Genomic DNA, 4631 nt, shown 5'->3' with positions numbered 1-4631 from the left:
AAGAAGGGAAGGCGCCTCGTGATTATGCTAAAACGGAGGAGACTAAAAAAATTTTTTTGCTTATTGATGAAGGGTATGCTGCACTAAAAGCCAGAGAATCTGTTTTTTCTAAAACAGATAATGAATGCAGTAACGATGAAAAAACTCTTCATGAAAGACATTGGACTGTAATTAATAAAAAGATCCATCAAGAATCAGAGTATGAAGCAGCAATAAAAAAAATTTATAAAGAAGAAGCTGGTAAAAAAAATCTAACTGTAGAGGAAAAAGCGCAGTTTTCGTTATTTCAACAAAAATTTTCTTCGAGTATGCTTTTACTACATCATCTTGTCACCAAAAAAATTATCTTTGATGTGACAACTGAAACCGGACAAAAAATTTGTTCTTGTGGTGAGGCTGCAGCCAGTAGTTTTGCCTGGCTTGCTTATTTTAAAAAAGTTGATTTTCCTGTGGAAGAACTTAATGTTACGTGCAAACATGATATACGAATCGCTCATGCCGTTCTTATTTTGAATAGAGATCAAAATACTTTAATAACAGATTTTAATGGATGGAAAGAATCGCTGATTATTGATCCCTATTTTAATCGAATTTTCTTTTTCAATTTTGTTTCTCAATATGCTCAGGATACATGCATTAAGATGGTAGATAAATTTAATCTGATCGCTGGCTCAAGTAATATTCTGCCTCCTTTTCCAACAGAAATTTCTCTTCCTGCTACTATGAGTTTATATAATAAATGTGTTGTGGAACTAAGAGAGAGTATCTGGTCGAAGGTAAAGAACAATTTTTTACCATTAATAGATAATACAGAAACCGATTCAAGAGTAGAACTCTTTAGTATCAATACATTTTAAAAGGAACTGTGTTCTCATTTTACAAAGTATATCTGTGATGATTAGGTGAATTGTATAAAGTGCTCTTACTCCTGAAGCCGGCTCAGTACCGGCTGCTGGCTTGCAGATGATTGAGCTGAGGCTCTCGTAGTATTGGCTCTTTACTATTCTTCTTTTTTCTCTAATTTATGGCCATCCAGATACCTTTCATTGCGTTCAATTTCTTGTTTTTCGATCCATTTTTCTGTTTTGCTCCTTCCAAATTTAATACGATTTTCAGAAGCCTTTTTTTCTTTTTCCACGCGAATCTTGGCTTTTCTTTTTTTATTAAGGTTAATGACATTTACCATAGCACACTCTGTTTTAATGTATTCCTTATACTATAACGCATAAACGCACTATAAAATTACTTGAATACATAATAAATCGAAACAAAATATATGAATAAATAACGTTACAAGCCAAGCAAGAGTAGTTGCTTGTTCTCATGTTTTTTTTCTTGTTTTAGTTTAACACCTATACCCAATAAACGGACTGGAAGGCATTTCCTATCAAAACCTTCCTGGATTAAATACTGAAAAATCCGAATATCCAGTTTGTTGCTTCCACACTCTACTGTAGTTTTCTGGAAATTATTAAACTTTAATTTTACAACAAGCCCCTGAATTTCTGATGTCTCACCAGCACGTTGTATTCGCGCTTCAAGACGCGTCATGAGTTCCGGCAAAAAACTGAGACAGGCTTCTGCGTTTGGTAAGTCCTTTGAATACGTCTCTTCCACACTAATGGATTTTCGAATACGAAAAGGGTTTACCGGACGGTTATCAATTCCTCGGGCCAGTTCATATAGTCGCTGGCCAATTACGCCAAATTTAACCAATAAATACTCAATAGAATAGTGCTGCAAATCAGCACAGGTCTTTATGTTTAACGCATTTAGCTTTTCTTCCATTTTGGGGCCGATACCAAACAATTTACGGACCGGTAAATCTAATATAAAGGTGCTGACGTCCTCGGGTCTTATTACCATTTGGCCGTTAGGTTTTCGCCAATCACTTGCTATTTTGGCAAGGCTTTTATTGGGAGCAATACCTGCACTCGCTGTGAGTTGCCTTGTTTGATAAATTCGTTCACGTATTTCTTGAGCTATCCAGGTTGCACTGCCTTGGCATTGAGAGGAATCAGTGACATCAAGATAGGCTTCATCTAACGATAAAGGTTCAACCAGATGAGTATATTCTGCAAATATTGCTCGGATGTATTGGCTTTCTTTTTGATAAACATCCATGCGAACAGGGCGCAATATTAATTGACGGCACAATTTTAGTGCCTGTGCTGTAGGCATTGCGGAGCGTACGCCGAAGTTTCGCGCAGAATAATTGCAGGTGGCGATTACTCCGCGATGCTGTACATCTCCCCCTACTGCGATTGGTTTATTCGCAAGTTCAGGGAAATCTCGCATTTCAATTGCAGCATAAAAGCAATCCATGTCTATATGAATGATTTTTCTAATTGGATTCATCATTGAATTAGCGATTAAGGTGACAGGAATTTTAGCACGCACCTAATCCAGAATAATACCCAATAATTGGTCAATGACGGAAATACTCTGGATCAATAGGTTCATTAGGAATATTTATTCGTTCCAGGTTGAAGTACAATCAAACACTTATTGAATATGATAGGGATGTTATATGAAATTATTGATGCTAAAAAAACACATGGCGTTTAAATTGTTGGTGATTTTATTGGGTACAGCTGGTGTGCTCATGAATAGCCAGACTATTCGTGCTGCTCCGGGACTTTTATTTAATATTTCAGCAACAGGTGCTCACACAAATCAGAACATCACATTATGCTTAAATGGTAAAGGTGCTTTGTCGTGCCAGAATTATACTATCTCGGCTTTAACTTTGGATATAACTACTGCCATACCGAATCATACATATCCTGCAGCGGGTATCAAACTCAATACCTCTGGATATCTATTAGAAGGTTGTGTCGCCAACAACAATGGATATTGTTTGTTTTCTGTAAGTAATACTGCACCGGCAAGAATAATCCTAAATCCCATTAATCAAGCAACTCTGACACCTAATAGTGAGTCTTTAGCACTTTCAGTTAATTGCCCGACTGGAACTACGGGATGTATGTATGTAAATGATGCATTAACAGGTACGCCAAGACAGATCACAATAAAAAATAATGGATCGGTAGCTGCTTTAAATGTATCAGTTACTCCTTCCGGATTGCCTTCGGGAACGTCCATTACGGCATCAAGTTGTCAGGGCACATTGGAACCTGCTCATTCCTGCACCATTAACATTACTCCTGGGAGAGATGCAACTTCTGGCTGCACATCAGGCTCTGTCCCGAATAATAGTTACATTACTCTGAAAGCCGACAATGTCAGTGAGCGTCAAGTTAACGTGTCCGTGTTGAGTTATGGTTGTATTTATCAGGGGGGATATGTGTATTCTATTAATGATACAACTATTAATACAGGAAGTATCGGAGGCCGAGTGACTGCCTTGGTGGATCAGATTTTACCAACCACAGGTATTCTCTGGAGCGCGGATAGTTCGGGTAGCTTCGATGGTGGGATTCCTGTTTGGGGGATTGATGAAGCGTCCACTCTCAATAATCCTAGCCCTAATAACCCTCCGGCCACATTGTACCCAGGGCAATTTAATTGTAATGGTGCAACCGATGGCTTATGCAACACGAATAATATTTATGCTTATTACTCCACATACGCTGTATCAATTCCTTCTTTATCCAGCTATGCAGCAGGAATTTGTAAACAATATTTTGATGGACAATCAGATTGGTACTTACCTTCGATTTGTGAAATGGGCGAAGATGGCGGAATGATTTGTACATCTCCTCCCTTATTACAACTCGAACAAAATATGGCCGCGAACTTGCCCATGTTATTGGATAACTGTACTGGCCCACAGTGTTTATCAGGGGAGTATTGGAGTTCGACGGAACAGGAGGGAAACCCTGAGGATAATGCATGGTCTGAATGTTTTGCCTCGAATGGAGCTAGTGACCAATGTATTAGAGTCAAAAGTGAGCTTTTAGGGGTTAGATGTTCACGCATGTTAACGTATTAATCTGATCGGGCTGATTGTTGGGCCGGCGTTTATAGCACCATCCTTTGCAAAAGATGGTGCTATTTACCGAAAAGGGCAGGTTTTTCTGATTTCCATCGTGAGTGCATTAGAGAATGCATCACAAGTTTGCCAATTTTTGTTACTGAGTTTGGCACTCAAACCTTGAGTGGTGACGGAGCTAATGATTTTGCGCTGCTGATGAAAGAAAAAAAGATTGGCTGGACTAACTGGAACTATTCTGATGATTTTCGTTCAGGAGCAATTTGGAATACAAACAAGTGTTCCAGCGATCCTGGGTAGAACGCAACTTAAAACCAGCTGGCGTGTACATTAAAAGTAAAATCCAGTCATCGCGGCAAGCACTTATTAAACATTATAACTATCAGGAATTAACTGTCGGCGAAAATATAATATCAATTCTGTTTGTATAGATAAGTAATTCTTGGTCAGGGTAACGTCCTGACCAATTCATTGATTCCATGATTTACTGATCTTTTATGAACCAAATAATTCATTTAAATTCCAATAATTCCCTAGAACGAATTTTATTTAAAATATTTTCAAAAAATGATTGACTTACCTGGGGAAATCCGTAGAATGCGCAACTCGTCTCCGGGACATGTTCATTAAGAATTGAGAAGACAAACTGTGTGGGCACGTTGAAGAAATTTGAGTG

The 4631-nt window shown here is 38.3% G+C and carries 5 protein-coding genes; 3 read left to right on the top strand and 2 right to left on the bottom strand.

Annotation, left to right across the window (positions count from 1 at the left end; genetic code table 11):
• Window positions 1-857: hypothetical protein (locus tag Q0495_RS02420; RefSeq protein WP_298622652.1), on the top strand; the 857-nt coding region annotated here is incomplete at its 5' end.
• 143 nt (window positions 858-1000) lie between these two features.
• Here the strand turns inward: Q0495_RS02420 and Q0495_RS02415 are convergent.
• Window positions 1001-1186, bottom strand: coding sequence for a DUF4169 family protein (locus Q0495_RS02415; RefSeq protein WP_298622650.1), 186 nt, complete (start codon window positions 1184-1186; stop codon window positions 1001-1003).
• A gap of 104 nt (window positions 1187-1290) precedes the next feature.
• Complete coding sequence (gene dinB, locus Q0495_RS02410; RefSeq protein WP_298622655.1) at window positions 1291-2358, bottom strand: DNA polymerase IV; 1068 nt, start codon at window positions 2356-2358, stop codon at window positions 1291-1293.
• A 172-nt stretch (window positions 2359-2530) separates the two neighbouring features.
• Between dinB and Q0495_RS02405 the strand changes: the two genes are divergently transcribed.
• Both Q0495_RS02405 and Q0495_RS02400 read left to right on the top strand, forming a co-directional pair.
• Complete coding sequence (locus tag Q0495_RS02405; protein ID WP_298622648.1) at window positions 2531-3955, top strand: hypothetical protein; 1425 nt, start codon at window positions 2531-2533, stop codon at window positions 3953-3955.
• 126 nt (window positions 3956-4081) lie between these two features.
• Entirely contained in the window at window positions 4082-4255 is a 174-nt protein-coding gene (locus Q0495_RS02400) for a hypothetical protein (protein WP_298622646.1), read from the top strand.
• Window positions 4256-4631 lie beyond the last annotated feature (376 nt).

The sequence above is a fragment of the uncultured Legionella sp. genome, from assembly GCF_937871865.1.
Taxonomy (GTDB): Bacteria; Pseudomonadota; Gammaproteobacteria; order Legionellales; family Legionellaceae; genus Legionella.
Note: the sequence above shows the minus strand (reverse complement) of the source record. Positions and strands in the feature narration are given on the sequence as shown.

Bases quoted from the DNA above. Each gene is read 5' to 3' on its own strand.
- Q0495_RS02415 (WP_298622650.1), bottom strand. From the start codon at position 1,186: ATGGTAAATGTCATTAACCTTAATAAAAAAAGAAAAGCCAAGATTCGC.
- dinB (WP_298622655.1), bottom strand. From the start codon at position 2,358: ATGAATCCAATTAGAAAAATCATTCATATAGACATGGATTGCTTTTAT.
- Q0495_RS02405 (WP_298622648.1), top strand. From the start codon at position 2,531: ATGAAATTATTGATGCTAAAAAAACACATGGCGTTTAAATTGTTGGTG.